This is a genomic window from Helicobacter sp. T3_23-1059, from assembly GCF_053654515.1.
In genome coordinates this window covers 56,444-83,258 of sequence record NZ_JBSIUV010000008.1, presented here as the reverse complement: position 1 = coordinate 83,258, position 26,815 = coordinate 56,444, and the positions used below count along the sequence as shown (strand labels likewise).

Annotated in this window: 29 protein-coding genes; 12 read left to right on the top strand and 17 right to left on the bottom strand. The window is 39.6% G+C overall.

Annotation, left to right across the window (positions count from 1 at the left end; translation table 11 throughout):
• Positions 1–171: 171 nt before the first annotated feature.
• The 8 genes from ACWIX0_RS04020 to ACWIX0_RS03985 form a co-directional block, all read right to left on the bottom strand.
• A complete protein-coding gene (locus ACWIX0_RS04020; protein WP_454172159.1) occupies positions 172–690 on the bottom strand; it encodes a hypothetical protein in 519 nt (172 codons plus the stop codon).
• 92 nt (positions 691–782) lie between these two features.
• Positions 783–1,664, bottom strand: coding sequence for a threonine/serine ThrE exporter family protein (locus tag ACWIX0_RS04015; RefSeq protein ID WP_454168201.1), 882 nt, complete (start codon positions 1,662–1,664; stop codon positions 783–785).
• 93 nt (positions 1,665–1,757) lie between these two features.
• Entirely contained in the window at positions 1,758–3,089 is a 1,332-nt protein-coding gene (locus ACWIX0_RS04010) for an argininosuccinate synthase (RefSeq protein WP_454172158.1), read from the bottom strand.
• Positions 3,090–3,316: 227 nt separating this feature from the next.
• On the bottom strand, positions 3,317–4,852 hold the full coding sequence (locus tag ACWIX0_RS04005) for a flagellin A (protein WP_454172156.1): 1,536 nt from the start codon (positions 4,850–4,852) through the stop codon (positions 3,317–3,319).
• A 161-nt stretch (positions 4,853–5,013) separates the two neighbouring features.
• On the bottom strand, positions 5,014–5,157 hold the full coding sequence (locus tag ACWIX0_RS04000; RefSeq protein WP_454172154.1) for a hypothetical protein: 144 nt from the start codon (positions 5,155–5,157) through the stop codon (positions 5,014–5,016).
• Between the two features lie 28 nt (positions 5,158–5,185).
• Positions 5,186–5,518, bottom strand: a complete 333-nt coding sequence (locus ACWIX0_RS03995) for a hypothetical protein (RefSeq protein WP_454172152.1) — start codon at positions 5,516–5,518, stop codon at positions 5,186–5,188.
• 192 nt (positions 5,519–5,710) lie between these two features.
• A complete protein-coding gene (locus ACWIX0_RS03990) occupies positions 5,711–6,964 on the bottom strand; it encodes an Opr family porin (protein ID WP_454172150.1) in 1,254 nt (417 codons plus the stop codon).
• Positions 6,965–7,178: 214 nt separating this feature from the next.
• Entirely contained in the window at positions 7,179–7,625 is a 447-nt protein-coding gene (locus ACWIX0_RS03985) for a DUF779 domain-containing protein (protein ID WP_454172148.1), read from the bottom strand.
• Positions 7,626–7,809: 184 nt separating this feature from the next.
• Between ACWIX0_RS03985 and thrB the strand changes: the two genes are divergently transcribed.
• Both thrB and ACWIX0_RS03975 read left to right on the top strand, forming a co-directional pair.
• Entirely contained in the window at positions 7,810–8,727 is a 918-nt protein-coding gene (thrB, locus tag ACWIX0_RS03980) for a homoserine kinase (RefSeq protein ID WP_454172146.1), read from the top strand.
• Between the two features lie 103 nt (positions 8,728–8,830).
• A complete protein-coding gene (locus ACWIX0_RS03975) occupies positions 8,831–9,475 on the top strand; it encodes a hypothetical protein (RefSeq protein ID WP_454172144.1) in 645 nt (214 codons plus the stop codon).
• 564 nt (positions 9,476–10,039) lie between these two features.
• On the opposite strand, the gene ACWIX0_RS03970 is transcribed toward ACWIX0_RS03975, so the two are convergent.
• On the bottom strand, positions 10,040–10,816 hold the full coding sequence (locus ACWIX0_RS03970; RefSeq protein ID WP_454172142.1) for a tetratricopeptide repeat protein: 777 nt from the start codon (positions 10,814–10,816) through the stop codon (positions 10,040–10,042).
• A 334-nt stretch (positions 10,817–11,150) separates the two neighbouring features.
• Between ACWIX0_RS03970 and ACWIX0_RS03965 the strand changes: the two genes are divergently transcribed.
• From ACWIX0_RS03965 to ACWIX0_RS03955, 3 genes are all read left to right on the top strand, one after another.
• Complete coding sequence (locus ACWIX0_RS03965) at positions 11,151–11,606, top strand: DUF1104 domain-containing protein (RefSeq protein WP_454172140.1); 456 nt, start codon at positions 11,151–11,153, stop codon at positions 11,604–11,606.
• A 228-nt stretch (positions 11,607–11,834) separates the two neighbouring features.
• Positions 11,835–12,518: a response regulator transcription factor gene (locus ACWIX0_RS03960; protein WP_454172139.1), complete on the top strand. Its 684-nt coding sequence runs from the start codon at positions 11,835–11,837 to the stop codon at positions 12,516–12,518.
• Positions 12,469–14,367 carry an ATP-binding protein gene (locus ACWIX0_RS03955; RefSeq protein WP_454172137.1) on the top strand — a complete coding sequence of 633 codons (1,899 nt, stop codon included), beginning with the start codon at positions 12,469–12,471 and terminating at the stop codon, positions 14,365–14,367. Before ACWIX0_RS03960 ends, ACWIX0_RS03955 begins: the two co-directional genes overlap by 50 nt.
• 225 nt (positions 14,368–14,592) lie before the next feature.
• Here the strand turns inward: ACWIX0_RS03955 and ACWIX0_RS03950 are convergent, their stop codons facing one another.
• Entirely contained in the window at positions 14,593–16,164 is a 1,572-nt protein-coding gene (locus ACWIX0_RS03950) for an inorganic phosphate transporter (RefSeq protein ID WP_454172135.1), read from the bottom strand.
• A 356-nt stretch (positions 16,165–16,520) separates the two neighbouring features.
• Between ACWIX0_RS03950 and rpsP the strand changes: the two genes are divergently transcribed.
• The 7 genes from rpsP to ACWIX0_RS03915 all read left to right on the top strand — a co-directional run bounded on the left by rpsP (position 16,521) and on the right by ACWIX0_RS03915 (position 20,404).
• Positions 16,521–16,757, top strand: coding sequence for a 30S ribosomal protein S16 (gene rpsP / locus ACWIX0_RS03945; RefSeq protein WP_454172133.1), 237 nt, complete (start codon positions 16,521–16,523; stop codon positions 16,755–16,757).
• Positions 16,758–16,989: 232 nt separating this feature from the next.
• Positions 16,990–17,241 (top strand): KH domain-containing protein, encoded by a 252-nt coding sequence (locus tag ACWIX0_RS03940; RefSeq protein ID WP_454172132.1) that lies wholly within the window; start codon positions 16,990–16,992, stop codon positions 17,239–17,241.
• A 10-nt stretch (positions 17,242–17,251) separates the two neighbouring features.
• Positions 17,252–18,013: a ribosome maturation factor RimM gene (gene rimM, locus ACWIX0_RS03935; protein WP_454172130.1), complete on the top strand. Its 762-nt coding sequence runs from the start codon at positions 17,252–17,254 to the stop codon at positions 18,011–18,013.
• 69 nt (positions 18,014–18,082) lie between these two features.
• Positions 18,083–19,153 (top strand): hypothetical protein, encoded by a 1,071-nt coding sequence (locus ACWIX0_RS03930; protein WP_454172128.1) that lies wholly within the window; start codon positions 18,083–18,085, stop codon positions 19,151–19,153.
• 3 nt (positions 19,154–19,156) lie between these two features.
• Positions 19,157–19,510, top strand: a complete 354-nt coding sequence (gene rplS, locus ACWIX0_RS03925) for a 50S ribosomal protein L19 (RefSeq protein WP_454172126.1) — start codon at positions 19,157–19,159, stop codon at positions 19,508–19,510.
• A 77-nt stretch (positions 19,511–19,587) separates the two neighbouring features.
• Positions 19,588–20,118, top strand: a complete 531-nt coding sequence (locus ACWIX0_RS03920; protein ID WP_454172125.1) for a YbgC/FadM family acyl-CoA thioesterase — start codon at positions 19,588–19,590, stop codon at positions 20,116–20,118.
• On the top strand, positions 20,105–20,404 hold the full coding sequence (locus ACWIX0_RS03915; RefSeq protein WP_454172123.1) for an HP0495 family protein: 300 nt from the start codon (positions 20,105–20,107) through the stop codon (positions 20,402–20,404). Before ACWIX0_RS03920 ends, ACWIX0_RS03915 begins: the two co-directional genes overlap by 14 nt.
• A 101-nt stretch (positions 20,405–20,505) precedes the next feature.
• Here the strand turns inward: ACWIX0_RS03915 and ACWIX0_RS03910 are convergent, their stop codons facing one another.
• From ACWIX0_RS03910 to ACWIX0_RS03880, 7 genes are all read right to left on the bottom strand, one after another.
• Entirely contained in the window at positions 20,506–21,696 is a 1,191-nt protein-coding gene (locus ACWIX0_RS03910) for a class I SAM-dependent methyltransferase (protein WP_454172121.1), read from the bottom strand.
• Between the two features lie 10 nt (positions 21,697–21,706).
• Positions 21,707–22,711: a hypothetical protein gene (locus ACWIX0_RS03905; RefSeq protein ID WP_454172119.1), complete on the bottom strand. Its 1,005-nt coding sequence runs from the start codon at positions 22,709–22,711 to the stop codon at positions 21,707–21,709.
• Between the two features lie 169 nt (positions 22,712–22,880).
• Positions 22,881–23,621, bottom strand: coding sequence for a glycosyltransferase family 2 protein (locus tag ACWIX0_RS03900; RefSeq protein WP_454172117.1), 741 nt, complete (start codon positions 23,619–23,621; stop codon positions 22,881–22,883).
• Positions 23,615–24,112 (bottom strand): hypothetical protein, encoded by a 498-nt coding sequence (locus ACWIX0_RS03895; protein WP_454172116.1) that lies wholly within the window; start codon positions 24,110–24,112, stop codon positions 23,615–23,617. Before ACWIX0_RS03895 ends, ACWIX0_RS03900 begins: the two co-directional genes overlap by 7 nt.
• Positions 24,099–25,319 carry a hypothetical protein gene (locus tag ACWIX0_RS03890; RefSeq protein ID WP_454172114.1) on the bottom strand — a complete coding sequence of 407 codons (1,221 nt, stop codon included), beginning with the start codon at positions 25,317–25,319 and terminating at the stop codon, positions 24,099–24,101. Before ACWIX0_RS03890 ends, ACWIX0_RS03895 begins: the two co-directional genes overlap by 14 nt.
• Positions 25,316–26,023 carry an HAD family hydrolase gene (locus ACWIX0_RS03885; RefSeq protein ID WP_454172112.1) on the bottom strand — a complete coding sequence of 236 codons (708 nt, stop codon included), beginning with the start codon at positions 26,021–26,023 and terminating at the stop codon, positions 25,316–25,318. Before ACWIX0_RS03885 ends, ACWIX0_RS03890 begins: the two co-directional genes overlap by 4 nt.
• Positions 26,020–26,730: a hypothetical protein gene (locus ACWIX0_RS03880; RefSeq protein WP_454172110.1), complete on the bottom strand. Its 711-nt coding sequence runs from the start codon at positions 26,728–26,730 to the stop codon at positions 26,020–26,022. Before ACWIX0_RS03880 ends, ACWIX0_RS03885 begins: the two co-directional genes overlap by 4 nt.
• Positions 26,731–26,815 lie beyond the last annotated feature (85 nt).

Sequence of the window (26,815 nt, the reverse complement as noted above, 5' to 3'; positions counted from 1 at the left end):
CGCGTATTGTAGCGTTTATGATAAAAATTTCGCTTTGTGTTTTAACCTCTATTTCTATTTGCTCATTATCCTCATACCCACTCGTAACGATATGCAGATTCATATCATTGCTATGCCTTGAATCATTGTCCTCTAATCGTATCATTTCCTCCCCATAGCTAAAATACATTTCTAATATTTTTTTTGTGAATCTTGCGTGGATTGTGAATTGCTAGAATCTGTGTTTGATTTTGAGTTAGATTCTGCATTAGATTCGTTAGATTCGCTGATAGTTTCTGCGTTCTCGTTGCCATTTTGCGTGTTATCAAATCCTGCTATATCCTCATCTAGCTCGAAAATATCCTTTGCTTTTGGCTCACCTTGCAAGACTAGCGGTGAGCCTTTATCTGTTAGGACTTGAGAGATTGCTTGGGCTAGGACTATTTTTTGATTGTTTATTTCTAGTAATGTGGAGCAAATAGAGTTTGGGATATTGACTAATTTCGTGCAAGGGCTAGGCACACCTGCGATATTATTCGTGCAGCCCACAATGGTGGCATTTGCTAAGTCTTGCAAACTTATCATTCCAGCGTCATTGCCACTAGAATCTTGCACGCACATTAAATCTTTTGTGCTTGATTGAAGCAGGATTTTGCCTTTATGAGCGCATTCTATGGCGTCAGATTCTAGCAGTGGATTTAGCGTTGGCATTTAGATTCCTTATGTGGATTGAGATTTTACTTTATTTACTTGTAAATATGTTAGGTTTTTGCGCCTTATGCGTGGCAATGGCACAAACCCCATCACAAAATATTGATTTTGGAAATGCTAAGCGTGATAAACACCCCTGCTGCAAGGCAAATCATCGCCACTGCCATATTTATGGTGCGTGAGATTCCCATTAGCGTGTTTTCGTGGATAATATCCACAAAGGCGTTGATGATAAGCGCGCCCGGGATAAGATAGAGGATACTCCCCGCGATAGCTATATCAGGCGTGGCAGAGAGCCCCAGCCACACGCCGATATACGCCGTAAAAGACACGATAAATGAGCATAGCAAATACTGCGCTCGAGAATCAAGATGGATTTTGTGGCAAAAATGGCGCACCAAAATCCCCACAAAAGTCCCCGCAAAAATGCAAAGCAACGCTCCCAAATCCCCGCCAAAAAGCCGACAAAACGCCGCATTACCAAGACTAATGATAAACACGCCTAGCACAGCGGAGAGTCGCTTTTGAGAAAGGGTGTAATCAAAGGATTTTTGGGCTTCTTTTAGGCTTAGGTGTTCATCGTGGATTTGCCAGCTTAGCGCACTTAGATTGGAGATGAGCGCGAGATTTGCCCGTAGTGGCGCGTTGTTTATGACTTGAGTTCGGCGGTTATCGTAGTTGTGCGCATCGGTGATATTTATAGTAATGTATTTCAAAAACACGCTTAAATGCACTTCATAGCCCCACGCCTTGCCGATTCGCTCCGTGCATTTGATGATACGCGAAGTGTATGCGCCATTGCTAAGCAATGCGCTAGAATAACGGCACAAAAAATCACACACAGCTTCGATTTTGGGCTTTGGCTTATGCGGGATTTTGGGCGTGGATTGTTGATTGTTTTGGGGTTGTTTCTTGTGGGGAGATTCTGTGAGGTGGGGTTGTTGGGCGGTTGTATTTTTGTTAGCGCGTGGCATTAGCGTATCCTAGTTAATGTTGGTTTCAGTTGGTTTAGCGTGCGATTATAGCACACCAAATCCCAACTAAAATCTACGCATATAGAATTTTACTTATTTTTTACACTTTGCCTTGCCTGCGATGATGAAGCGCAATGCGTTTAGCTTGATAAAGCCCGCAGCGTCCTTTTGGTCATAGACGCAATCTTCCTCAAATGTGCTATACGCGGCGTTAAAGAGCGAATTGCGCGAATTGCGCCCTAAAATCGTAACATTGCCCTTGTAGAGTTCTAGGCGCACTTGCCCATTTACGCGTTGCTGTGTCTTGTCGATGAGGGCTTGGAGTGCCTCTCGCTCGGGGCTAAACCAATAGCCATTGTAGATAAGCTCGGCGTATTTTGGCATTATGGAGTCTTTGAGATGTGCCTCTTCTCTATCGAGGGTGAGAGATTCTATGGCGCGGTGTGCTTTGAGGTAGATGCTCCCGCCGGGCGTCTCATAGCAGCCACGCGATTTCATTCCCACATAGCGATTTTCGACTAAGTCAAGTCGCCCGATTCCATTTTTGCTCCCTAGTTCGTTGAGTTTTTCCCAAAATTTCGCGGGGCTTAGCTTTTTGCCATCGATTGCTACGCCATCGCCTTTTTCAAACTCAATGGTGATGATTTGTGGCGTATCAGGCGCATTTTTAGGACTCACACTCCACCGCCACATACTCTCTTCAGGCGCGACATTTGGGTCTTCGAGAATCTGCCCTTCATAGCTTATGTGGAGCAGGTTTGCGTCCATTGAATAAGGCGATTTATTTGCCTTTTTTTCGATTTCAATACCCGCTTTTTGTGCGTAAGAGAGAAGTTTCTCGCGACTATTTAAGTCCCACTCGCGCCACGGAGCGATGACTTTTATGTCTGGGTTTAGCGCGTAAGCCCCGATTTCAAAGCGCACTTGGTCATTTCCCTTGCCTGTCGCGCCGTGCGCTATGGCATCTGCACCGACTTTTTTGGCGATTTCGACAAGTCGCTTGGCGATAAGCGGGCGAGCAATACTCGTGCCTAGCAGGTATTCGCCCTCATAGATTGCATTTGCCCGAAACATTGGAAACACAAAGTCTGCTATAAACTCTTCTCTCAAATCCTCGATAAAAATATTTTGCTTTTTTATGCCGAGTTTGAGAGCCTTTGCTCGTGCGGGCTCGACTTCCTCGCCCTGCCCAATGTCTGCGGTGAAAGTGAATACTTCACAGCCATAATTATCACCCAACCATTTGAGAATCACGCTTGTATCAAGCCCGCCAGAGTAGGCAAGGACTACCTTTTTTATGGATTTTGATTTTTGGGTGCTTTGGTGAGAATCGATAGAATCTATTTTGTGGCTAGATTTTGAGCGGGGGTTTATGCTAGATTTTAGATTTGATTTTGCATTTGATTTTATGCTAGATTTTGCCATTTTAGATGCTCCTTAAGGTGAGGGTAATGAAGTGATAAAATTATAATAAATTTTTGAAAAAAGCTAGTAAAGAGTTTGTAAAAGTTATAAAAATAGACAATAAAAAAGCTAGCCTTTGCTTGCTAAAAAGTCTTTTAAAACTTTTAGGCAAACTAGGCTAGCTTAAAGAAGCAAAAACACCGCTAAAGCCACTAGAATCTAAAATCTAGCAATTTTAGCCAAAATCTTTAAGATAGAAGCCTTAATAGATTTTGTTGTGCTGCGTTTGCTTGACTTAGCGCGTAGCTACCAGATTGCGCAAGAATCGTCCATTTGTTAAATTCGGTTGATTCTTTAGCAAAATCCACTTCGCGGATTCCACTTTCAGCCGCTTTGACATTCACTTGTGTAGTAGAAATGTTATTTACGGTTACAATCATTTGCCCTTGCACAGAACCTAAGTCAGCGCGGATTTTATCAAGTGTCTTTGTCGCAGAATCTGCGATGTCAATCACCACCATAGCACCTCTAAGCGTGGTAACACCTGCGCCTAGCACTTGGTTTCTAGCCACAGCGGCGTTGTTTTCATTCGCACCAGCGGCAGAGCGAGCATCTTCTTTAAATAGCCCTAGCACATCGCGTAGATTAACAACGGTTTCAGCTACGGCTTGTCCGGGAGCATATCCTGTGGAAGCAAGCGCACCTGTCCCTGATACAAGGATATCGCGAGAATCTTGTCGCACAAGTGCCAATCTACCATAATTCACTGAACCCGGACCTGTTAGGTTTTGCCCATTCATTTTTTGGATAGCTACGGGAGCAGTGCTATTTTTGCCACCTTTTGGAGTGCCAGCTTGCACGACAATACCGCGTCCATCGATAGAGCGCAAGTTTAGTCGTCCTTCATTATCCGCAAATGCTTCAACACCTGTTTCAGCAGTCGCAGCGTTAAATGCTTGGACAAGTCGTCCATCGCTATCAGCTTGCTTGATGCCTTGAATATCGCCTAGCGAGAATCCATTGATGACAACGCCCATCAAATCGCCTGCTTGGATTTCTTGGTCTGAAGTAGATAGCACGACAGCATTAGCGCGGATACCTGTTTTGTCAGCAGTTTTGTTGATGACTTCTGCTAGGTTTCCTAGCCCTGTGCCAGCGGTGTGAGAGATTTTGACAGACTCTAGCTGGACATCATTTACACCATCTACTTGGCGGAATTTGATAGCCACTTCGCCAGCAGCGGTAATCATCGCACCTGTTTCTAGGCGGACTTGCCCAATTTTGTCTGAAGTAGTCGCACCGATAGAGGCTTTGATAGATTGGTTTGAATACGCACCTACTTGGAATTCTTTGTTCGTCCATTGTCCAGACAAAAGAGCTTGTCCGTTGTAAGCGGTAGTATTACCCACCATATCTAGCCCTTGCACCAAACGGATAATGTCGTTTTGAATCGCTTTGCGAGAAACGGAAGTTTGTCCATCTTGGGCTGCTTGGATAGCTTTTGTTTTCACAGTATCAAGGATTTTAAGCATTTCGTCCATCGCTTTATCGGCGATTTGGATAATACCCATACCCTCGTTTGTGTTTTGGATAGCTTGTCCTAGCGCGCTTGCTTGAGTGCGCAAAGAGTCCGCGATAATCATACCAGAAGCATCATCAGCTGCCTTGTTGATACGAAGACCTGAGCTAAGTTTCTCAAGAGAGTTCTTGAGATTCCATTGTGTTCCTACACCTTGCACATGGGCGTTTAGCGCCATCACATTCGTGTTAATTTGGAAAGCCATTGTGAAACTCCTTTTTGGGATTTAAGTCTAAAGGCATCCTTGCCTTTGACAAGACTAGAATCGACACAAAGAAAAACCTTTTAATAGATTTTGCGAGGATTTATGATAATTTATCTATGAAATATGCCCTATGAGATATGTGGCAAAATCATAACTGCGTTTTAGATTTTGCTAGATTTTGCTAGATTTTGTGCTTGTCGCGGATTTTTCGCATTTGGCAAACTTAAAATCCCAAACATAATGAAAATGTGGATTTTATCGTTGCAAATGCAAAATTTGCTAGCACAAAAACTACACAACGACAAAAAACGACATAAAATCAACAATAAAATCCTATAAAATCCCTTTTATTACCACCACTGCGACAAATGCTAACACAAACAAACATAAATAATAAAGCATTTCAAACGCGGTATTTTCAAACACGATAAAATCTCTTTGCTCCTCTTTTGTGCATTGAAATTTTTTGTAGATTCTGCTTGGTAGATACACAAAAGTCCCATATACAAATATAGGCAACCACAGCAACAGCCCAAATAACGCTACCATTCCGCCAAATCCCACTTCAGTAGCTCCATTTACAACGCGATAGATTACGCTAGCTATGGCGATTAGCGCGACTAAGGCTATCGCATAGATTTTGTAAAATTTGACTAATTTTTCCATTTTTGACTCCTTGTAAAATCTAGCCTCATAAAACTTATTCTTGCAAAAATTTCACCTTGCAAAATCTAAACCTTGTAAAACCTAGACTTATCAAAAATCTAGCCTTGCAAATTTTTGCTACAAAACAAATAAATCTACATTGTTGCTATTCTTAAAAGACGCGTATAAAAAAACGCGTTTTTGTCGCAAAATCTAAAATTTATACTCCACATATCCGCGAAATATCGTATAGTCCCCGCTTGGACCAAATCTAGTTGGCACAGCGCGATTGTTTCGTATATTTACAGAATTATTCACACCTAGTGCGCTAGCTCCTAGCAAGACATTTTTGATAGGGCGAAAATCTACTCTACCCTCCCAATTTAGCACGGTTTCATTGCTTGAAACAATGCTTGTGCGAAACGCTCCATATAAACTCACATATTTCCAAAGATTTACCGAGACAAACGCATAAGGCGTGGTGGAATTGTAATAAAAAATGCCATCAGCCCTCTCAAATGGCGTATTTTGCCCAAAACTATCAATATATAGCGCACCTTTACTTGGGGTATTTATGATGCCAACCCCTGCGGTAAGGAAGCTCTGCCATTCTTGCCCCGCTAGCACAAACCTCCCCCAATCAATCTGTGCTTCCCCCCAAATGATTCCTCCACCCCCGCCACTTGTGGAGCTAGCCTGCTTGCCTACGCCTACATAGGAGGTTAGATGAATCAACGCTCTAAAAAAAAGTTTTTGATTGATAGGTAAATCTAGCTTTGTTTTTAGACCCGGGGCGACAAAAAAATCTGGCACCATATAAAGATACGGGCTTAGCGTGATGGAAGCTTGAGGGATAGCAAAATCTGCGCGAAAAAGAAATGCCCCGCCACTAAAACCACCGATTTTGCCACTTTGATAGTCGCCAAAATTTTGAAAATTTTGCGCAAAATAATTCGTAAAAAACGCATTTCGCAATGCCCAAGTAAAATTTAGTGATAGATTTTTGACTCTATCATAGCTTGCGCTTAAACCCTCTGTGTAGTTTGTTATCCAATCTTCATCGGTTTTAAATCGCCCGATGATTCCACCAAAGCTTTCATATTCATTGTAAAAATCCGCATAAATCTGTGGGACTTCAAAATAAGTCTGCGAGCGAGCAAAATCCCCCGTATTTGCTTCGTATAGTTTGGGCACTATCCACATTTCTGCGCCAAATTTATAGCCCATAAAACGCCTTGTCTCATAGCCTAGACTTAGATTTATATCGCCATAAGTGGAGTATGGGTTTGCGCCGATAGACTGCTGAAAAAGTAGCCCCGCGTGTCCATAGATAAGCCCGCGTTTAAATCCATCTGCAAACGAACTTGCAGGTGCATTATCAATGCGGACTTCACTCGCTCCAAACGCCACACAAATCGTAACAAAAAGCGCGTTTGCCCATATCGCTAAAAGTCTTTTTAGCCTCATTTGGTGTAATTCCTTATAGGTTTTTTATGCGCTTTAGCTAGCAAAAACAATACCATTTTTTCAAATATCCATAGATTTTAACTTTGATTTTACTTGATAATATGTAGCAACTAAAAAACAAGATTTTAAGATTTATTGCGCATTTGCTTGCGACATTTACAAACCATATTTGCAATCTAGCGATTTTTATAAACTAGTCAAAACCACCAAAATCCTAGCTAAAATCTCCAAAAATCGCCATTTCCTCATCGCTAAAAAGCCTAAGATTTAGCTCAAAAGCAAAGCCACTGCCGTATTCTAGCGAGTATTCATTGCCATTTCCCTCTTTTGCGTTGATGATTAGCTGTGTGCTTTTGTAGTATTCTTGCAAACTTTGGTGCAAGTAAAAATCCGCCCCTCCAATATTTCCTAGCAATATATGGCAATCCCCTAGCATAAAATCACTCTTTAGCGTGCATATCGGCACGCTACCCTCACAGCATCCGCCACTTTGGACAAATATGATTTCGCCATTTTGGCTTTGCAAATTTTTTATGAGGGATAATGCTTCTTTCGTTGCGATTATGCGTTTTGGTGTGGCAATTACGCGTTTTGGGTAGTGCATAGATTTGGTGTTTGTTTTTGGGTTAGGTGTTATGTCTTTGTTTGTTGTGCGTTTCATTTGGTATCCTTAGATTTAGAGATATTGTCAATCTTATCTAAGATTTGTAAAAGAATGCGTTATAATGTGCGTTTATTTTGACTTACATTTTTTATCTATTTTTATCACTTTTTTCACGGATTTTTTCTAAACAAACATATACAAAACTACAAAAACACCCAAAAACAAGACGGAGAATCCACAAATGCCTATAAATTCTGCTTTTTGTATCACCGTGCCAGCTACGAGCGCAAATCTAGGCTCGGGCTTAGATGTGCTAGGACTTAGCCTAGATTTTCGTAATGAATTTTGCTTGCACCCTGCAAAAGAGACAAGCATAGAGATTTATGGCGAGGGGGCGGGGGTAAAGCGATTTATCGCGGATAATATGTTTGTTAGGGTGTTTTATAAAACCATAAAAATCCTAAGCGGTGGCGATGAAAATCCAAAATATCGCTTTGTTTTTCAAAATAAGATTCCCATTTCTCGCGGTATGGGTTCTAGCTCTGCTATCATCATAGGCGCGATTAGCGCGGCATATAGGGCGTTAGACTTGCCACTTGATAGGGATTGTATCGTGCAAAAGGCGTTGTATTATGAGCATCACCCTGATAATATCACACCTGCGACTTTTGGTGGGCTAAATGTCGCAATGCTAGGCGAGGGCAAGGAAAGGGGAAAAGTCTTGCACATTAAGCATAAAATGCCTAATTATTTGCGTGCGATTATGGTTATCCCCGAGCGAAGCACTTCTACAAAAATGTCTCGCCAAAGCCTACCTAAAAAATACAGCTTTAATGACGCAGTTTATAATCTCTCCCACGCCTCACTTCTAGTCGCCTCTATAATGCAAGAAAAATGGGATTTTTTGCGCTATGCTAGCAGAGATAGATTCCACCAAGAGCGTAGAATGCGCTCTACCCCCGTGCTATTTGCCGTGCAAAAATGCGCCCTAGCAAATGGCGCGATTTTAAGCACGCTATCTGGCAGTGGCTCTAGCTTTTTAAATCTATGCTTTGAGGAGGATTCTAAGCGACTTTTTAGCGAGCTAAGCGAGAGATTTAAAAAACTTCGCGTGCTAGAGCTAAAATTAGATAATGATGGAATCTTGCTAGAGAACTAATATTCTAGCAATAGCTTTGCACGAAAAACTAAGTTTTTGCGTGCTTAAGTAGCCATAAATCATCAAAATCTATGAAAAAATAAACGCTAAAAAGGCAACGCAAATGACAAAATCTACACAATCTACACAATCAAAAAAACATATATATGAACTTGCATTGCTTTGCATAAACTCGCCTATGTATTATGCGGTTTATAAAGATAGGGAACTTTTTTTTGAAGCAAAAAAAGAGGGCAAGATTTTGGATTGCTTGCATAGTATGCAGTGTGAATTGCAAGAAAAAAGAATTGACATTTCGGCGGTGTATTATGCACGCGGTCCGGGCAATCTAAGCGCACTAAAGCTAGCACACACTTTTTTGCATACGCTAGCGGTAATGGAGGGTGTGAGGCTACATAGTTGTGATAGTTTTGCTTTGCTTGGCGATGTGGCGATTTTTGCGTATGGGAAAAGGTATTTTATAAAGCGGGACAAAAATATAGAATGCGTATTTTTGGATTCTAGTTTAGAAACAAGTATTTCAAATATGGCACAAAATATGGATAAAAATTATTGCGTAGATTCTGCGGATTTTGTGGATTGTGGCTGTGCTACCACAACAAAATCTAGCATAATATCTACAAAAAAACCAACAAACCAACCTAAAGTCATTTTTGATTCTCTCTTTGATTTTAGATTCCCTTGCAAGCTAGATATTTCTCTTTTTACTTCGCCCTGCGAGCCACTTTATATTTTACCCGCCGTATAATTAGCCATTATTTTTATCATCGTTTTTTATGGTTGTTTTTTATCGTTTTTTTATCATCATTTTTTTGCATATTGAAGTTTTAAAACCCCCTACTTTATCGCAAGGGATTTTACTTGGGCTAATTCATAGTAACCATTTGAAGTGTGGTTGATTTATGCTCATAATTGCGAGCAAAACAAGCAAAGCGCAGTTTTTTTAGAAAATTATTAGATTTTGCGTGGCAATCCAAAATCACGCCGTCATTGTAGCAAGGATTTTGTTTCCGTCATTGCGAGCGGATTTGTCAAAATCTGCGTGGCAATCTATCGCTATAAAATACTAAAAAACACGCTTTTTGCAAAAAAACTAACAATGGATTGCCACGACTTCCTGCGAAAGTCTCGCAATGATGATTGAATTTTGTCATATTGAGGGGCAAAGCCCGAAATATCTCTGTTTGTGTTTTTTAGATTTTGAGATGCTTTGCTTATAGACTTATAAATTTGTTTAATCTATGCTTTGCATACTAGCTACTGCTTGTGGTTGTTAGCGAAACAAATGTTTGATTGCAAGCTAAAAAAAGCTCTATTTATTCATCGTTTTGTAGTTTTGGCAGCCTTTGTTGCAGGCGTATTTGCAGGCTTTGCCATATAGCTCTATTGCCTTGCCTAGATTTTGTGTAGTGCCATAGCCATTTGCATATAGCACGCCTAGATTGTTGCACGCATAGCCGTAGTTTAAATCACACGCGATTTTGTAGTATTTATACGCCTGTTGATAGTCGTTTTTTACCCCCTCGCCATTATCATACATCACAGCTAAATTATGGCAGGCTATCATTTTTGCTTCCGCGCTTCCTTGAGTGCAAGCGATTTCAAAGTGTTTTAGGGCATTGCTAAAATCTTTTTGCTCATAATAAAGTGAGCCTAGATTTAGCCTTGCGCCAAAGTGGTTTTTGCTAATGGCTAATTCGTAGTATTTTTTTGCTTGAGGGATATTTCCCATCGCTTTATATAGCAATGCTAGGTTGTGATAGCTGCGAGTATCGCCTAAATCGATTGCCTTTTTAAAATACCCAATCGCTTTGTTTTGAAATCCTGCGTTTTGGTAGATTAGCCCCATATCATTGCAAGTGGATTTGGTGCATTCTTCTATGGTTTGAGCGCTGTTGTTGATTAGCTTTTGGCAGGCGTTATCATCTTTTTTGATTACGCAGGAGTTAAATGCCTGTGTTGATTCTGCCTCGCTTAATGGAGCTTTTTTTAGTGGATTTGCGACTAGATTTACCCCTGCGCTAAATGCTAGCAAAGATATAGCTAGTGAGAGTTTTTGTAATGTGTGAAGTGAAGTATGTTGTGTCATTTTTTTGTCCTTTAGTGTATTTAGATTTATGAAGGCGAAATTATATATCGTTTTTTTTTTTTTTTGTCAAAAATTTTATGCCCTTACTTGCCTTGTAAGCGTGATATATGCGATTTTTATACGCATTTGTGATGAGTGCAAAAACTCTCACATATCATAAATACCGATAAAAGCAAAAATAGTAAATATATGATTTTAAAAACAAATTTTTCACGCTCATTTTATGTTGTTTTTTTAGAATTTCGTTGTTTTGTTTATGCTTTGTTTTATGGGACTAAAATCTAGTTTAGCCACAAACATAAACGACAAAATTTCTCAAAACAAAGGAGATCGTATGAGAAGTAGTTTTTTTGGGCGAGCATTTTTTCTCGCAAGTTTTTTTGGTGTTTTTGGGCTTTTTGGTGGCGTAGCGTTTGGGGCGGATTTTTCTAGCAAAAGTGATGATGAGCTGATAAATCTCGCAGGCAATGTCGCTCCAAGCGATGAGCCAGACTTGATAATCGAGGTAAAAAAGCGGATAAATGCCAAGCCTTATCAAGAGGCAAAAGCATTTAAACACGCGATTAAACAATCTAGGCACAACGCATTTGCTAAGCTAAAAGCCGAGCAAGCGCAAAAACGCGCAATAGATTCTTGCAAAGCAATGCAAGCAAGGACAGATTCTATGACAGGAGCGCAAATAAGAGCATCAGGGCTAAAAGTCATTTACAAAGATTGCAATGAAGTCGGCGCAAAAGCGGAGCGCAAACACCACAAAGGCAAATTTAAGGGCTTTGATTTTGATGATTAGGATTTTTGCTTAGGCAAATTTGCTTGCAAAAGTAGATTTTGACAGATTTTGGCATTTATTAAGATTTTGTAAAAAATTGTAAAATGCCATTGTCAAAATCTAGCCGTGTATTATCATTGCACATTATCGCAAATCATTGCGACTTAACTTTAGCGACTTTGTGTCGCTAAACTTTGCAATGTCGATACATAAAAATCAATAAGACAAAACCCACAAACAAGGAATCAAATGGCAAAAAAAGGCGTAAAAATCTTGCTTTTAGAAGATGATCTATTGCTAGGAGAAATGCTGCGCGATGAGCTATCCCAAAAAGGCTATGCAATCACGCTATGCGAAGATGCACAAAGCGCGCTAAATACAGCGTATGAGCAGTCATTTGACTTATGGATATTTGATGTCAAAGTCCCTCTAGGCAATGGCTTTGAAGTGCTAAAAGAGCTACGAAGTCTTGGCAAAAATACCCCTAGCATTTTTCTTACCTCGCTTTCAATGATAGAGGATTTAAAGCAGGGATTTGTAGCGGGCTGTGATGATTATTTGCGAAAGCCTTTTGATATAGATGAGTTGCTTTTGAGGGTGGATTCTTTGCTAAAACGGTCTTTTGCGCATCAAAATAGCGAGATTTTGGAGCTAGAAAATGGATTTTGCTTTGATATTTTGCAAAAAAGTCTTTTTGAAAAAACAAGCAAAAAAGAAATCTCCCTTACCAATAAAGAGCGAGAATTGCTATGTCTGCTACTGCAAAATAAAGGAAAATTTGTCAGCCAAGATGAGATTTTTGAGCGCGTATGGGGCTATGATGAAACCCCTACAAATATGGCTTTGCGCGTGTATATTAAAAATTTGCGAAAAGTGCTAGGGAGTGAGAGTATCGCCACGCAAAGACATAGGGGATATTGCTATGTGGGGTAAGATTTTAGAGGCATTGCGTGAAAAAATCTGCACGATTTTTTGCGCGACAAAAAAGTCGTTTAGAGTAGATTTTATACCAAATTTTTTAAAAATCCTCCCACAAAAATTTGCTATAAAATCTAATACCAAATCCATAAAATCTAGCGATATTCTCACAAGCACGACTTATAAGATTTTGCTTTTGTATTTGGGGACTTCGGTTTGTTTTTTAGGAATCATATTTTTGATGATGTATAAGCGTGAATTGCATAATTTACGCGCACAGCAATCCATACAAATGCGAAATGATTTTGTCCAAATCGCAACAGCAATGGCAAAGAGGGATTTTAAAACCACGAAAGGAAAACGGCGAGATATACACAAAAAAGAGGAAAAAAGACATAAAAATTTGCAAAGACATAATCTTGCTTTTGCACAAAAAATATATGAGGAAAACAAACAAAAAGAGGAGCTAGAAAAAATAAAAGACAAAGATAGGCAGAGGGAAAATATGGAGTTTTTATCCAAACTTCAGATGCAAAATCAAGCCCAAAATCTACAAGCAAAACAGCACACGCAAAATGCAAAAATGACAATGCAAGATATGCAATATTTTAAACCAAGTGATGAGATTTCGCCCTTATTGTTAGAATTTTTGCGCGAAATAAAAAACGAGATAAATTCGCCATTTGCCCTGCTAGATGAGAATCTAGGAGTGGTTTATAGTGATTTAGGCGTAAGGCTAGAATCTATCCCTGAAATTTTTTTAAACCGCGATGGGTTTTTGCATTATAAACCATATATCTTTGTAAATTTTTCGCGCAATAAAAATTTGGATATGCTTTTTCGACATCCGCTTGGAGCAAGCAAACTGCCTAAAGAAGTATCAAAATACCTTGATAGGCAGGGCTGGATTTTTATCTTACAAGGAGAGGCAGTAGAGATTGGCAGTGATTTTTTTAGCAATGGTTTTGGCAGCGCAAAATTTAGCGAGTTAAAAGAGATAGAATCTATCCAAAAAGAGATTTTATCTATCCGCTTAGAGACAATCGGGCTTATGCTATTATCCCTAAGCTTTATAGCTATCGTGGCTTACGGGCTTGTGAGGCTATCTCTGCGCCCGATAAAATCCCAAATCAAACACCTAGAGCGATTTATCAAAGACACTACCCACGAGGTAAATACCCCTCTAAGTGTAATCCTTATGAGCGTGCAAAAATTTGACACGCAAAACCTTAGCGAAGCAAACAAAAAGCGACTACACCACATAAAACTATCTGCCAAAAATTTGCACCAAATGTATCAAAATCTAATTTTTCTAAATTTCTATGAGGGCAAAAACGCGCTAGAATCTATCGATATAGCGACTCTTATAAATGAGCGCGTGGAGTATTTTTCCGCGCTTTTGACACAAAAAAATATCACGCTAGAATCTAATCTAAAATCTAAACTGGAATCTAATGCGGAATCTAGCGTGGATAAAGGGGCGAGCGTGGATAAAATGGCGTTAGAAAAATGCAAAATCTACGCAAATAAAGATGAAATCACCATAATGCTAGATAACCTACTATCAAACGCCATCAAATATAACCACAAAGGTGGCAAAATCTGCATAAATCTACGCACGCAAGCAAACGCCCAAAATGGCGACATTTACGCCACGCTAGAAATCACAGATAGTGGCTATGGGATAGAATCTAAAGATTTAAATGTGATATTTCAGCGGTATAAGAGGTTTAATGATGATAAGGGTGGATTTGGTATCGGGCTATCTTTGGTAGGAGAAATCGCCAAAAAATATGGCATAGATATAGAAGTGCAAAGCAAAGTGGGGGAGGGCAGCACATTTTCATTGTCGTGGAAATCCTAGCGTGTGGGATTTGTGCTAAGCGATAAATAAGCGGGATTTGCAAGTGGATTTTGATAGGTGGTTTTTAGAATGTAGATTTTAGAATGCAAAATTTAGATTTTGGAATTTTTGATTTCGTAGCCACAACACTTGCATTATGCAATCAAAAAAATCTATAAAATCTAAAAAAATCTTAAAAAAGCAAAACCCCTCCCCAAACCAAAATCCATTTTATAAGCAAAGATTCTAGCTATCAATAAAAATCACTTTAAACACGATAAACACAAACCCACCAAGCACCGCAGAAGCAGGCACGGTAATGATCCAAGAAGCAATGATACGATTTATCTCACTGCGTTTGACTAGCTCGTGTTTGTAGAATTTTTTGAGTTCTTTTTTTTCCTTGCTTGTTAGCTCAAAATTTGTGCTTTTTGTTTTTAGACTTTCAAGCATTTGCGCTTTGACTTTGACGCTTGCTTTGGCAAACGCTTTTAGAAACTCTTCTGCTGTTTTTTGGTCTTTGCCTTTGTGTGCTTTGATGATTTGCTCGCACATTTCAAAATATCGCCCTTTAATGTATTCGCGCAAAAATCCCACTCCGATAACCGCGCCAATAGCGATATGTGTGGAGCTAACAGGCAATCCTAACGCACTAGCTAAAAGCACCGTAAGAGCCGCGCTCATAGCGATACAAAACGCACGCATTCTATCTAGCTCGGTGATTTCACTGCCTACGGTTTTGATTAGTCGTGGTCCATATAGGGCTAGCCCTAGCGAAATCCCAAGTCCACCTATAAACATAATCCAAAATGGCACGCTAGCCTTGCTACCTACGCCACCACCGCTTAGTGCTTCATTTATCGCTGCAAGAGGTCCTATGGCGTTTGCCACATCGTTTGCGCCGTGTGCAAAGCTAAGCAAGCCAGCCGAAAAAATCAAAGGAATGGTAAAAAGCGTGTTTATGGATTCTTTGGTGTTTTGGAGTGTGGAGGCTTTTTTGCGGATAAAAGGGGTGGTAACAAAATACACCACAATCGCCACGATAAGTGAAATAATCACCGCTTCAACCGCGCTAAAAGAATATAGCTTAGAAAATCCTTTTAGCAAAAGATACGCCCCAAATGCCCAGCTCATCGCAAACACTAAGAGAGGGACAACTCTTTTTGCTGCTTCTTTTTTGTCCTCTTTGTAAGTGATAGTTCGTTTGATAAACACCAAAAAAGCAACCGCGATAAAACCACCTAGCACAGGAGAAATAATCCAACTAAGTGCTATGCCTCCTAACACCCACCAATTTGCCGCAGCTATGCCACCTGCGACTACTCCCGCTCCTAGCACACCACCCACGATAGCGTGCGTGGTGGATACAGGTGCTCGCAAAATCGTGGCTAAATGCACCCAAATCGCGCCTGATAAAAGCGCGGCAAGCATAACAAACAAAAAGATTTCAGTCGTTTCTATTTTGTCGGGGGATATGATTTCAGATTTTATCGTGCTTACGACATCGCCACCTGCGAGTATCGCTCCGCTCGCCTCACAAATCGCAGCGATGATAATCGCTCCTGTGAGGGTAATCGCTTTTGAGCCAACAGCTGGTCCTACATTGTTTGCGACATCATTTGCGCCGATATTCATCGCCATATACGCACCCACAAGGGCTGCAAACGCTAATAAAAGTGGCTGTGTAGAATACCCTAAAAGCGCGATAATCACAACTCCAAGCATAAAAAAACATACAATGCCGATTTTGATACGCTCGACTTGATTTTCGTTGCTACTTATGCTTTCTTGAATGGTTTTGATGTCTTTTATGTCCATTTGACACGCTCCCCGTTTTTGTAGTATTTGAAGTATCGGTTAAGAAAACTTTTTTTGCAACTTTTATAGGTTGCCAAAAGTTTTTTACAAAACTTCATAAGTGCGTCTTTATCTAGCTAAAAAGCTAAAATATAAGCGTAATCAAAAAGTATCTATTTTTTGTTAAGAATGTAGAAACAAAAAAAAAAAAACGGCAAATTTTTTTATATTTTTCGTATTTTTTATGGTTTTTGGGTTTTGGAGATTGTGGTATTTGAGAGAAAAATACGATAAATTTCAAGTAAAACTAGGCAAATTATTTGCTATAATTTGCGTTTTTGTTTATCTAAAATCTTATTTTATCTTAAGGAGCAACAATGGCAACGGTCATACGACTAACGCGAATGGGACGCAAAAAAAAGCCTTTTTATCGTGTGGTGGTAACGGATTCTCGCAAAAGACGCGATGGTGGCTGGATAGAATCTATCGGGTATTATAATCCACTCTCAAAGCCAGCAGTTATTAAAATCGATTCTGAGCGATTGGCGTATTGGAAAGGCGTGGGCGCAAAGATGAGCGAGCGAGTAGAAAAACTATCAAGTGTAAAAAGCTAATAGATTTTGTATTTGGGGGAAGTGGAGATTGGGGAGTGGCGGAGTTTGCAGAGGGTTTGCAGGGAGTTTGTTAGTAGGTTTGCTAGTTTTGTATTTTTGCAAAGTTTTTGGGTTGCAAAATCTTAAACAAGCAAAAATCTTAAAAAAATAAAACGGGGTTTTTAAAATCAATTTAAGCTACTAAATCACTTCGCAAAATCATAAAAAAATACTACAAATAAAGAGCAGAAAAATGATAGAAAAATTCCTAGAGAGTTATGTAAAAAAAATCGTGGCATACCCTGAGCAAGTAGCGGTAGAAAGCCGTTTGGTAAAAGATGAAAATCTAAGATTGCTTGATGTGTTTGTAGGGGTGCAAGATATGGGGCGAGTCATCGGCAAAGAGGGCAAAATGATTGCCGCGCTAAAGACATTTGTATCTGGGTGCAAGGCAAAAGATGGGCTGACTTATAAAATCACCGTCCACCCAAATAACGAACATTAAGTCAATATTTTTGACTTTTGATACATTGATACAGACACAAGAGCTAGTCCAAGTCGGCAAAATAGGGCGAGCAGTCGGGCTAAAAGGCAGGCTTTGTTTTTGGCTTAGCAGTGATTTTGCGGAGTTTTTATCGCATTGCGCAGAGGCTGGCGAGGAAGTGTGCGTAAAACGCGCTAGCTTGCTAGAATCTAGCGATATAAAATCGATTGATTTTGATAAAAAAATGGATTCTAGCAAAGCTAGTTTTAGCTACTTAGATTCTAAGTTTGATAGCCTAAAAATCAAAGCATTTATCAAGCAAAAAGATAAATATTTTATCGAGTTTGTCGGCATCGACTCGGCACAAAAAGCTAAAATCTATGTAAATGCAGAGTTATACGCTACAAAAGCGCAAAGCAGGGCGCATTGCACGCTAAAAAAAGATGAGTTTTTTTATTTTGACATTGTTGGGCTAGATATTATGCAAGATAGCGAAAATCTAGGCGTGGTGCGTGATATTGAGCGTATTGGAAATATTGATTATTTAGTGGTGGAGGCTAGGGAGGCTATTTTAGAATCTTTTATCAAAAATCCTATTGCAAAATCTAAAAAAACTTTACAAAATAAAACGAGCGATTTTGTCAAAACCTCTACAAAAACTAAAAAAATCCCAAAATCTACAAAACCAAAAACTTTTCTTGTGCCATATATTGATAGATTTGTTTTGGAAGTTTCTTTGCAAAAAAGGGCGATTTTTACCCAAAATGCTAAAGATATTTTGGAGCAAAGTTAGTAAAATCTTAGCCGATATGTATGAGAAAATTACGGAAAAATCCACAAACCTTACGATAAAAGGCTTATTATGCACTTTAGTTTTTTGACACTTTTTCCTAAAATGATTGAGGGGTATTTTTGCGATTCTATCTTAAAAAATGCGCTAGAAAAAGGGCTAATTAGCATTCAAACCATACAAATACGAGATTTTGCGACTAATGCTTATAAAAGCGTGGATATGCCACAAATAGGCGGTGGGGCAGGGCAGGTGCTAAGCTATGAGGTGCTAAGCAGGGCGATTAAATCATTGCAAAAAAATGCGCTAGATTTTGGAGTGCGCGATGCGCGCCAAAATGCGTTTCAAATTGCGCACAAAGACGCGCACAATATCGACACGCTAGAATCCAAAAATCCAAATCCACAAAATCCACATTTGATAACTTCTAATTTAGAATCTAATTTGCAACCTATTTTTCAATCTAAAACCAAAACTAATCTGCAAGATTCTTGCCCACAAACGCCACATTTTAGCCCACAAACCGCGCATTTGCAACAATCCCTCTCTAAAAAATCTAGCCCAAAACCCCCCGCCCCACACATTATTTTTCTCTCCCCCTGCGCAAAATTATTTACCCAAAATGACGCAAAAAGGCTCGCGCAAAAATCGCACATTGCTTTTGTTTGTGGGCGTTATGAGGGGATTGATGAGAGGGCGATAGAGATGTGTGCTGATGAGGTTTTTTGCATAGGGGATTTTATCCTTACAGGTGGCGAGCTAGCGGCACTTTGTATGTGCGATAGTATCGCTAGAAATATCAAAGGCGTGCTTGGGAATAGCGAGTCTTTGCAAGGCGAGAGTTTTGAGGAATTTTTGCTTGAAGCTCCCGTTTTTGCGCGACATATCAAAGAATCTAAATCCACAAAGCAAAATCCAAAAGCGCGAACCACACATTTAGATTCCACTTTTTTGCCCAAAAATCATCAAAAAAATCAAAATTTGATAAATTTTTGTGCGCCTTCAGTGTATTCAAAGGGAAATCATAGTAAAATCAGCGTTTTAAAAAATGATTTGGCAGTGTGTAAAACACGATATTTTCGTCCAAATCTATTTGAAAAATGGAAAATCCACACCAAGACACAACCCAAAAAGAAAGGATAGTCAATGAAAAATCGATATATTGAGAGTTTTGAAAAAGCCCAAATCGGCGATAAAAAAGTCCCACAATTTAAAGCGGGCGACACCATAAAGTTAGGCATTCGTATCGTGGAGGGCGAAAAAAGCAGAATCCAAAATTTTGAGGGCGTTTGCATTTGTATTCGCGGAAATGGCGTAGATAGCACCTTTACCGTGCGCAAAATCGGCGCAAATAATGTCGGCGTAGAAAAAACTTTCCCTCTTTATAGCGAGAGTTTGGAGAGCATACAAGTGCTTCGTGTGGGGAAAGTCCGCAGAGCTAGGCTGTATTATTTGCGTAATCGAAAAGGCAAGGCAGCTAGAATCAAAGAGGAACGCTAGGGCAAAGTAGCTTTGCCTACTAGAGATTTGACAATCTTAGCAATGCCAAATAATCAAAATCCACTTAAAAAATCCAAATGCGGATACGAATCTACTATGAGGACACCGATTGTGGCGGTATCCTCTATCATACAAACTACATAAAATACTGCGAGCGAGCGCGAAGCGAGCTATTTTTCTCACGCGCTATGTTGCCACAAGAAGCAAACGCAGGCTTTGTGGTAAGCGATTTGCAAGCGAAATTTTTGGGCTTTGCAAGGCTTGGCGATATGTGTGAGGTGCGCTCCCAAATTCTAAAAATAGGCAAAGTGCAGATTTTGCTACTTCAAGAGATTTATAAACTTCCAAATGTAACCGTGCTAGATTTTGCGAATCAATCTAACTTGCGGACTAACGAAAAAACATTTGCTAGCGATAAAACAAGCGCAAATTTCCCACCAAAATCAAAACAAGCATTTGATAAAAAGCTAGATAACAACATTGATGAGGAAAAAATATTTAGCGCACAAGTGCGTCTAGGCTATGTCGATGTGGCAAGTCAAAAGCCTGTGGCGATTCCCAAACATTTAGAAAAAATCTTTTTGGAGCTAGGCGATGGCGGATTTTGATTCCAAAAAAATAGATTTTGCAAAAATGCCAAATGTGCTAGAGGGCAAGCCAGAGATTAGCTATCCTTGCGCGTGGGAATACCGCATAATCGCGGATAGCGAAACAAAAATCCAAGAAGCCGTAAGCCAAATCCTAAAAACCCCATATCGCCTAGAATCTAAAAACAAATCATCAAAGGGAAAATTTGTATCTATGTGCTTAAGCGCGAGCGTAGATAGCGAAGCATATCGAAACGAAATCTATTCTTATTTGACTTCCCACCCTGACATAAAAATGGTGATTTAGATTTTGTGGATAATTTTGTATATTGTTTGAAAAATTTGATTTGCAAAATACTTGCAACAATATCACGCAAAAACTCTCTAAAATCCAATATGTTACATTTGCTACAACCCCACGATTTCTGTCCTTGCATTGATATTTTCCAAAATATCGCTTTTGATTTCATCTGTGTATGCCCCTGCGTTTAGGATAAGCAAAGCATTTTGGTGGCGTAAAACTTGTGGCGATTCTACCAAAAAGCGCGTCCCATAGAGTCTTTTGCCCTGCTTTGTTTTATTATTATCCAAAATGCTAATGATTTTTTCGCAATTTAGCCCATTATAAAGCAAAAATTGCGAAAACAAATGCGCCCCAAAAAGATACACAGGTTTTTTAGTGGATTTTAAAATCGCATTCAAATCCAAAATCTTGCGTTTATAAAAATCCAAAAATTCGCTAATCATCGCCTTATTTTGCGTATATTGGGATTTTAGCTTGATTTTAGATTCGCTCACGCTATCGCGATTTGCGATTTTTTCGCACGCAAAAAATATACTATGCTCCCCAAAATATCGCTTTTGCAAAATCTTAAAGCCATTTTTAGCGCATAAATATTCAATCACTGATTCATTTAAAAAGATTGTATGCTCGTAGTTTAGGGTATTTGTGAATTTATTTGAAAGCCATTTTTGCATATTTGGGAGGGAGAAAATCATTCGCGCCTTACTCTCTCTCTCTCTCTCTCTCTCTCTCGTTTGCGCCCCGCCACACAAATCATCGCATAGACATTCATATATTTCGCTTAAAAATTCATTTGGCGTGTAAATATGCTCAAAAAGGTGCGAATGCACTACGCAGTCGTATTTATCGGGCAATGCGCTTTGCCCAAAAAATCCATTTATATAGTGGATTTTATCGTGCTTTGTGGGGTTTGGCTCGATTATGGTGTAGTTTAGATTCGCGTCTTTTTTAAGGCAATTTAGCGCAAGTTTGCTATGTCCGCCACCGATTTCTAGCACATTTTTGAGCGCAAAACTCATCACAAAGTCTGCAAATTCTGCGCGATGCTTTTCCCATAGATTTCCCACCGCTCCCGCATCGTGTCCATTTTTGTAGAGCAGATTAAGCGGGATAAGGTTTTTTAGCTGAATCACACCGCTTTTCTTTGATATGACAAAATCCATTTTTGCGATAATGTCATTTTCTTGTGATTCGTCTGTGCAACCACAAAATAGCGGAAAATCATAGCTAAAAAGCGATTCAAACTCTGTATCGCCCGTAACGGCGCATTTTTCGCGTGTGATATATTCAAACATTTTTCACCCCCTAATTTTTATCGGTTTTAAAGCCAAAGATTCGTTTGATAGGATAGCGAAACTTGCGGGTATTCTTGCGTAAAATGGCGATTTTTTTGTTTGTGTAGTAGCGCGCAAAGCCACTAAAATGCTCCAATCGCTTTAATCTATCAAATTCCTTGCGATTTATGGTAATAGTTTCAGGCGTTGTAATAGATTCAGGCGTTTCTTGCACTCGAAAATCCCAATATTCCTTTGTGCGCTTAATTTCAAAAGGCGCAATCCACCCGCTGATATTTAGCAACTCCACACGATTATCTAAAATAAAATTTTGCAACACAGATTCGGGATTAAATAAATCTGCATTGTTTAGCTTCTCGTAATTTAGCGTGGGATAAATATTTGCGATTTTATCTATCACACGCGGATTTGCCATATATAGCAAGTCTAGCCCCGCTTGTTCGCCCTCCATAACGCTATAAAATCCAAAAAGTTTATTTTTGTGATTTTTACCCCACAAACTCCCATCACCCAAAAAATCCAAGCTAAAAGGCTTATGCCAAAATAAATCAGGGCGCGTAACGATGACAAAATCATAATTTATGCCATTTTTCGCTTCGTAATTTAGGCGCAGTTGATTCGCGCTATACACGCTAAAATACGCATTTGCAAGGGATTTGTAGCGGTATTTTTCTATCCAGCGAATCGCCAAAAACTTCTCATCATCTGCACTTTGCACTTGTGGCGTAATGGAAATGCCTTTTAGATTATAAAGTGCGGTTAGCTCATCTTTTGGTGGTGTTTTTAAAGGCTCGGGCAAATTTTCTGTGGTTTTTTCGCTGTGCCACGAAGTAACGCGCCCCTCCACAAAATCCCACGAGTGCATAAAAATATCCACTTCATATCCTGCCTTTCGTATCGGCTCTACAAGGTGCTTAAAAAAGCTATCCCTGCAATCTTTGAAGCTACGCAAATAGCCGTAGAATTGAATGGCTACGCGCTTTTTTGCTTTTGTGTTTGAATCTGTCGTTTTCATTTTTTTGCTCCTTTTGTTTCAAAATTTTAGTTTTTGTTTTAGATTCTCGCAATGATAGATAAGAACCCCAGCCCTAGCCCCTCCCGCAAGGGGAGGGGAAATTTTTATTTTCTTTCCCCCTCCCTTGCGGAGGGGGATTAAGGGGGTGGGTAATTTTTTTTACAAAAAATCATTTCCATTCCAAAAATCGCTCATATTCGCTCAAATCCTGCGGTGTGCCAATGCCGTGCATAGATTCACACGAAATCTCATAAATGCCGATTTTTGCGCCGTTTTTAATCGCGTAGTTGTAGGTGGGCGCGACATAAAATTCGCCATTCACGCGCTCATTTTGCATTATCATTTCTTTGGCAGATTTTACAAAGTCCGCTCCACGCGCAAAAAGATAGATTCCACTCGTGGCAAATTCACTTATCGCCTCTTTTTCGCGCACTTCACGCACCAATCCGCTCGAATCCACGCGCACAAAGCTCCACTTTGGATTGCAAGTCTTATCCACAAAGCACAAGATTTCACCATCAAGCTTACGATTTGCGCACTGCACGATAAAATCGCCTATATTTATATCAATGATTTGGTCGGAGTTTGCGATAAGCAAGGGCGTGTCATTATCGATAAATTCACTCGCATACAGCACACTACAAGCCGCACCCTGCGTGAGATTCTCAATGCCGATAAATTCCGCATTGTATTTGTGTGTGAGTTTATCAATGAGCGTTTTTTCTTGCACTAAATGCGACTTTAAGGCGATGAGATAAAATCTCGCCTGTGGCGTGGATAGATTTTGCAAGACGCACTCAATCATCGGCGTTTGTGCCTTACCTACTTTGATAAATGGCTTTGGCGTGGTAAATCCAGCGTTTGTAAAGCGTGAGCCTAGCCCTGCCATTGGGATTACGATATTTAACATTTTTTATCCTTTGATTTTGTGCTAGATTTTGCGTCATTTGTGAATTTTTGAAAATTGTCATATTGAGGCTTTGAAAAAGCCGAAATATCTCTTGTGTTTTGCGTGGTTTTTTTATGAGATTTTTCGCTTTGCTCAAAATGACAATTTTTGTGCGTGTTTGTTTCCACAAACTCGCCTAAAAATTTATCATTTTTCACACTTGGGATTTTCACAACAGCCGTGATAGTATCCTCTAATGCGATAAAATCCGTGCTTTCTTTTGGCTCTAATGCCACGATTGCGCCACTGCTAAACTCTACACCATTCATTTTTACGCGTCCTTGCGCTATGCAGGTGATTTCAGTAGCGATTTTGTGATAATGGCGCGATTCGCACTCGCCCTTTTTGTAATATTTCACCGCCACTTCAAAATCATTTGTCCCAAACACACAGGGGCTAAAATCTCCCACAAACCAACCCTTTGTCATCGAATCCAAACTAAAAACTTGCATTTTCGCTCCCTTGTTTTAAAATCACGCGCAAATCCCAAAATATAAACTTCCACTCGTGCAGAAATTTGGGTGGTTTAAGGCATTTGCGTAATTTACGCCACAAGCGATCCCCCCCATTATGATTCACGGCGTTTAAGGCTTTGATAAACGAATCGCCTATTTTGTATTCCACAGATTCGTATAGATGGCTTGATTTGATATAAATTTGCAAATCTTTTATCGCGTTTTGTCGCAAAGATTGGTTCAATTCTGCGCATTTATAAAAAGCGCGTTTGTTTATTTTAAAAATGCGCTTTATTGTGCCAAGCATTAGCATTAAGCGCATTTGACTAATCAAATCCGTGCCATATCGCGCAAAAATCGCACCTAAATGATACGCGAAAATTTCATCTACCAAATCCACCAAATCGCGCTTGTGCTTGTCTTTTTGGATAACTAAAAATAATTTGTCCGTATTCAATCGCGTTAATAAATCATAGTGGCAACAATAAAACGCAAACTCTTTAAATTTCTCGCTTTGTGGGGCAAAATCTACGCATTCCAAAAATCCCCAACCCGCCACGCATTCGACATTTTCGATTCTAAAATCTTTATAAAGAAGCAAAAAATATCCATAAATATAAAAATCAAAACTCCAAAAATTTAGTCGCAAAAAGTCCTGTGTTTGCGCTAGATTCGTAGCATTGAAAAATTCTGCGACAAAGTCGCCTTTGTAAATGCAGGGTTGATTAAACCAAAAATATAAATCATCATTTGGGATTTTTTGCGTGGATTTTGCGACAAAAAATTTCTTACTTTGCGCTTTTATTTCGCTTGAATCGCAAATCGTGGCATTGCCAAAAAGTAGCTTATTTGCGTAAAATTCATCGCAAAGTTGCGCTAGATTCACGCTTTTTATTAGCTCGCTTTCGCTATCAATGATGATTAGGTATTTGTAGCGTTTGTGTAGCTTTTTAAGTGCGTAAAATTTTTTGATATTGATAATGCCATTTTCACGCGTGGTGCGCAAGATTTTAGGCAAAATGAGCGTTTTATAAAAATGCGCAAAATTGATATTTTTAAATGCCCTTGCTTCATCTGCATTTGTGAAAACAAACGCCAAATCTGCTTGTGCGTCAAATCTATATGTGAAAAATGAGCGCAAAAAGGCGTTTGCATACTCAAAATGTGGCGGATAAATGGGCATTATAAAGCAGATTTTATTCATTTAGAATCCTTTGTGTTAGAGTTTGGATTGTGTAAATTGCGCGAATTTTGCGATTCGTGGCAAGATTCGCATAGATTTTCGCACTTCGCAATCACGCACTTAATATTTTCATAATTTACCTCCGCAATATCCCCTATTTTCATTACAAACGCGCCACTTGCTTTTGCAGCACGGATTCCATTGATATTATCCTCCACTATTAGCACTTCGCACGGAGATAGATTTAAACGCGCAATTGCCTTTTGGTATATTTCAGGGCTTGGCTTGGGATTTTTCACGCTTTCATTGGATAGATAAAAATCCAAAAATTCGCTTAAATTGGACTTTTTTATCATAGATTCAATGGTTTGACTTATCGAATTTGAGCAAAGTGCAAGATGATAGCCGTCATTTTTTAGGCTTTTTAGCGCATTTGTGCGAATCTCATTTGGTTTGCAATGCAAATTTATCGCCTCAATCGTGTAGATTTGTTTCATTGTGTTTATAAAGCTATGAAGTGCGCGTGGCAGGGATTTTCGCGCTGAAATCATCTCTAATTTTGTGCGTGTGGGCAGTCCGTCATATTCTCTTAAATGTGCCTCGCGTGAAATCTCTAATCCAAAGAGTTGCAACGCCCTATTTAGCGCGACAAAATGCCATTCTTTTGCGTCAATCAACACGCCGTCCATATCAAAAATAATTGCTTTGATTTTGTGTGGTTTCATTTCAAAAAGTCCTTTGTGGTGGAGTTTGCAAAAAATTCTCGCGCTAAATGCGGAAAATCCGTGCATAGAAAAATATTTTTATTATCTTGCAAATTGTGCGAATATAGGATTTGCTTATAATCGTGCCACGCGCTTTTGTGGTCGCGTTTGTGAAGTTCAGGCGAAACAATGGCGACTTTTTTGCCATTCTCCAAATGCGCTAAAATTGTGCTTTCGCTAATCCAATGCGAGTAAAATTCATCGCACCAAACGCCCTCTGCTTCGTCATAAAGTGCGGGGGTTTGCTCGATTTCGCTTTGCCTTGTGAAAAATGTAAGTCCAAAATGCGCATAATATCGCATATCAGGCACACTCATATCAAAGCAAAAGTAGTTTTGGATTTGATATTTTTCTAAAAGATTTTTAAGTAGATTTTGCAGTCCATCGGCTTTGATATTTAGCGCAAGGGGTGGGAGTTTTGTAAGATTTGTGTTAGATTCACGCGCAAATTTTTGATAAAGCGCGAAAAGTTGCTTTGCGTGAATCGCGTTTGCGTTTGGTATGTCGTGGCTAATGACAAGATTTGCGTAACAATCGCGCAAATCGCTCTCCACGCCAAAGCCATTTTGAAAGGCGCGTTCAAAAGATTCAAGCGAATTTGGAGTTCGATTTTGGGCGATTTGTAGTGCAGAATCGCACCAAAATCCCCTATGCGCTATGATTTGCATAGCAAACCTTTAAGCGCGAATCGCGTAAATCTTGCAAATCTAGCAAATTGTGTGAATCTTAAAAAAGGCGTGAATTGTGTGGCTG

Excerpts from the sequence above, each read along its gene's own strand:
- ACWIX0_RS03970 (WP_454172142.1), bottom strand. The coding sequence starts at position 10,816 with ATGACACAACATACTTCACTTCACACATTACAAAAACTCTCACTAGCT.
- ACWIX0_RS04020 (WP_454172159.1), bottom strand. The coding sequence starts at position 690 with ATGCCAACGCTAAATCCACTGCTAGAATCTGACGCCATAGAATGCGCT.
- ACWIX0_RS03930 (WP_454172128.1), top strand. The coding sequence starts at position 18,083 with ATGCACTTTAGTTTTTTGACACTTTTTCCTAAAATGATTGAGGGGTAT.
- ACWIX0_RS03975 (WP_454172144.1), top strand. The coding sequence starts at position 8,831 with ATGACAAAATCTACACAATCTACACAATCAAAAAAACATATATATGAA.
- ACWIX0_RS03910 (WP_454172121.1), bottom strand. The coding sequence starts at position 21,696 with ATGTTTGAATATATCACACGCGAAAAATGCGCCGTTACGGGCGATACA.
- ACWIX0_RS03940 (WP_454172132.1), top strand. The coding sequence starts at position 16,990 with ATGATAGAAAAATTCCTAGAGAGTTATGTAAAAAAAATCGTGGCATAC.
- ACWIX0_RS03965 (WP_454172140.1), top strand. The coding sequence starts at position 11,151 with ATGAGAAGTAGTTTTTTTGGGCGAGCATTTTTTCTCGCAAGTTTTTTT.
- ACWIX0_RS03890 (WP_454172114.1), bottom strand. The coding sequence starts at position 25,319 with ATGAATAAAATCTGCTTTATAATGCCCATTTATCCGCCACATTTTGAG.
- ACWIX0_RS03990 (WP_454172150.1), bottom strand. The coding sequence starts at position 6,964 with ATGAGGCTAAAAAGACTTTTAGCGATATGGGCAAACGCGCTTTTTGTT.
- ACWIX0_RS03905 (WP_454172119.1), bottom strand. The coding sequence starts at position 22,711 with ATGAAAACGACAGATTCAAACACAAAAGCAAAAAAGCGCGTAGCCATT.
- rplS (WP_454172126.1), top strand. The coding sequence starts at position 19,157 with ATGAAAAATCGATATATTGAGAGTTTTGAAAAAGCCCAAATCGGCGAT.
- ACWIX0_RS03895 (WP_454172116.1), bottom strand. The coding sequence starts at position 24,112 with ATGCAAGTTTTTAGTTTGGATTCGATGACAAAGGGTTGGTTTGTGGGA.
- ACWIX0_RS03900 (WP_454172117.1), bottom strand. The coding sequence starts at position 23,621 with ATGTTAAATATCGTAATCCCAATGGCAGGGCTAGGCTCACGCTTTACA.
- ACWIX0_RS04005 (WP_454172156.1), bottom strand. The coding sequence starts at position 4,852 with ATGGCTTTCCAAATTAACACGAATGTGATGGCGCTAAACGCCCATGTG.
- ACWIX0_RS03880 (WP_454172110.1), bottom strand. The coding sequence starts at position 26,730 with ATGCAAATCATAGCGCATAGGGGATTTTGGTGCGATTCTGCACTACAA.
- ACWIX0_RS03995 (WP_454172152.1), bottom strand. The coding sequence starts at position 5,518 with ATGGAAAAATTAGTCAAATTTTACAAAATCTATGCGATAGCCTTAGTC.
- ACWIX0_RS03920 (WP_454172125.1), top strand. The coding sequence starts at position 19,588 with ATGCGGATACGAATCTACTATGAGGACACCGATTGTGGCGGTATCCTC.
- ACWIX0_RS04015 (WP_454168201.1), bottom strand. The coding sequence starts at position 1,664 with ATGCCACGCGCTAACAAAAATACAACCGCCCAACAACCCCACCTCACA.
- ACWIX0_RS03885 (WP_454172112.1), bottom strand. The coding sequence starts at position 26,023 with ATGAAACCACACAAAATCAAAGCAATTATTTTTGATATGGACGGCGTG.
- thrB (WP_454172146.1), top strand. The coding sequence starts at position 7,810 with ATGCCTATAAATTCTGCTTTTTGTATCACCGTGCCAGCTACGAGCGCA.
- rpsP (WP_454172133.1), top strand. The coding sequence starts at position 16,521 with ATGGCAACGGTCATACGACTAACGCGAATGGGACGCAAAAAAAAGCCT.
- ACWIX0_RS04010 (WP_454172158.1), bottom strand. The coding sequence starts at position 3,089 with ATGGCAAAATCTAGCATAAAATCAAATGCAAAATCAAATCTAAAATCT.
- ACWIX0_RS03915 (WP_454172123.1), top strand. The coding sequence starts at position 20,105 with ATGGCGGATTTTGATTCCAAAAAAATAGATTTTGCAAAAATGCCAAAT.
- ACWIX0_RS03985 (WP_454172148.1), bottom strand. The coding sequence starts at position 7,625 with ATGAAACGCACAACAAACAAAGACATAACACCTAACCCAAAAACAAAC.
- ACWIX0_RS03950 (WP_454172135.1), bottom strand. The coding sequence starts at position 16,164 with ATGGACATAAAAGACATCAAAACCATTCAAGAAAGCATAAGTAGCAAC.
- ACWIX0_RS03960 (WP_454172139.1), top strand. The coding sequence starts at position 11,835 with ATGGCAAAAAAAGGCGTAAAAATCTTGCTTTTAGAAGATGATCTATTG.